2 protein-coding genes are annotated in these 1,672 nt (G+C 45.0%); both read left to right on the top strand.

Features of this window, described 5'->3' with window-relative positions:
- The coding region (locus INF28_RS12670; RefSeq protein WP_226393815.1) for a TcaA NTF2-like domain-containing protein at positions 1 to 816 on the top strand (816 nt) is incomplete at its 5' end.
- A 125-nt stretch (positions 817 to 941) separates the two neighbouring features.
- On the top strand, positions 942 to 1,547 hold the full coding sequence (locus INF28_RS13050; protein WP_226393814.1) for a M15 family metallopeptidase: 606 nt from the start codon (positions 942 to 944) through the stop codon (positions 1,545 to 1,547).
- Positions 1,548 to 1,672: the final 125 nt, after the last annotated feature.

Raw genomic sequence — 1,672 nt, 5'->3', positions numbered from 1 at the left:
ATTCAGTCTGCCATTCGCCTTGGCATGGCAGTGCGGGCCGCCGATCGCTTTTCCTCTGTGGAACAGCTGCAAAATGCCCTCAACGGCCAAAGCACAACTTGGGTTCCAACGACTCCCGAGGAAAATACATTACCGCAAAAACCAGCCTCAAAAACTACTGTAACTACACATTCCGGTCTCTTTATTGGAATGATTTTCGGTGCGGCCACTGTTTTATTTCTGGTTGCGGGGACATTTTTCTTTCTGCTTCAAAATTCCCCTAAACAGAATCTGGCCACTGGCTCCACAAAAGCCCCGGTTCAGGCTACGGCAACTGCCGCACCGGCTACAGCAACGCCGACACCTACCCTTCTTCTGCCAGATCTGTACATTCCCTCCTATACCTACAAAAATATGTATGGTATCGAGGGCTCTGAGCTGGTTACCCAGCAAAATGAATTTCAGTTGGTTTCTGATACCCTGCAGGGTTATTATCAGCAGTATGCCGCCTTTGTCACATCAGGGGCACGGGATGCTGACACCTTTCATAGCTATCTAAGTCCTTACCTAAAACCCGGTTCAGAAGCCATGAAAAACCAGTGGAATTATTTTAACAAATATAATATTTTAAGCTATCAAATCGATGACTCTATGATCAAAAGCATCCGCAAAAACGGCAACACCTATTATGTCTGGGCTTTTGAAGCATATACAGAATTAAAAAACGACCAGATAAATCACGGCAGTGAAAATTGGGTCTATCTTATGGAAAAGGAAGACGGGAAACTTCGTGTCCTTGATTATACGCAAGATCCGTCGGCAGGTAATGCAGGATGAAAAAACAACATATGCTTGTAACTGTCTTGTTGTGCATCTTAATAATTGCAATTTGCGCAGGAGGTTGCTTGCTCTTCCTTGTAATATCTCAGTCTGATTCATCAAAGACATCAAATATTCCTAAAGTGACCGCTTCTACATCGGAGTCAGATCCGAAACCTGTTTTTTCCTCAGAGGAAATTCCGCCTGCCCTGCAGGAAAAAATGTGGGGAGTGACTATTTCTGAAAGCTCTCCGGTGTCTTTTGAAGATCTGCGTTGTTTAACCATCAGCTTTTACGATTACAACGGCAAAATAGGCCAAGGGAAATTGATTGTTCACTGTACTCTTGCGCAAGAAGTCCTGCAGATATTTCGCGAACTTTATAAAGCTGAATTTCCCATTGAAAAAATGCAGCCTGCCTGTTTTTATTATGGTGATGACATCCTTTCCATGGCAGATAACAACACAAGCGCTTTTAACGACCGACCCATAGAAAGTTCAGGAGGACTGAGTTTTCATCAGCTGGGAGCCGCCATTGACATCAACCCTTTGGTCAATCCCTATATTCAGTTCTCTACCAACACGATTCTGCCTCCCCAAGGCGAACCCTATTTGGATCGCTCCCGGAAGGTAAAGGGTATGATACAGCCAGATGATGTCTGCGTACAAATTTTTAAAAAATACGGCTGGCGCTGGGGCGGAGATTGGTCCAGCTTAAAAGATTACCAGCATTTTGAAAAAGATATTTAAGGGAGCGAAAAAAATGGGATTATGTATGGGGTGCATGAAAGAAAAAGGAGAAGCACAGGTCTGTCCGTACTGCGGCCTTGACGAGACGGAGCTTGCCCAAAGCGCAGGGGCATTCCTGCCGCCGG

The organism is Ructibacterium gallinarum (genome assembly GCF_014982785.1).
In the GTDB taxonomy this organism is placed as follows: Bacteria; Bacillota; Clostridia; order Monoglobales; family Monoglobaceae; genus Ructibacterium; species Ructibacterium gallinarum.
This window is presented reverse-complemented; position numbering and strand designations above follow the sequence as displayed.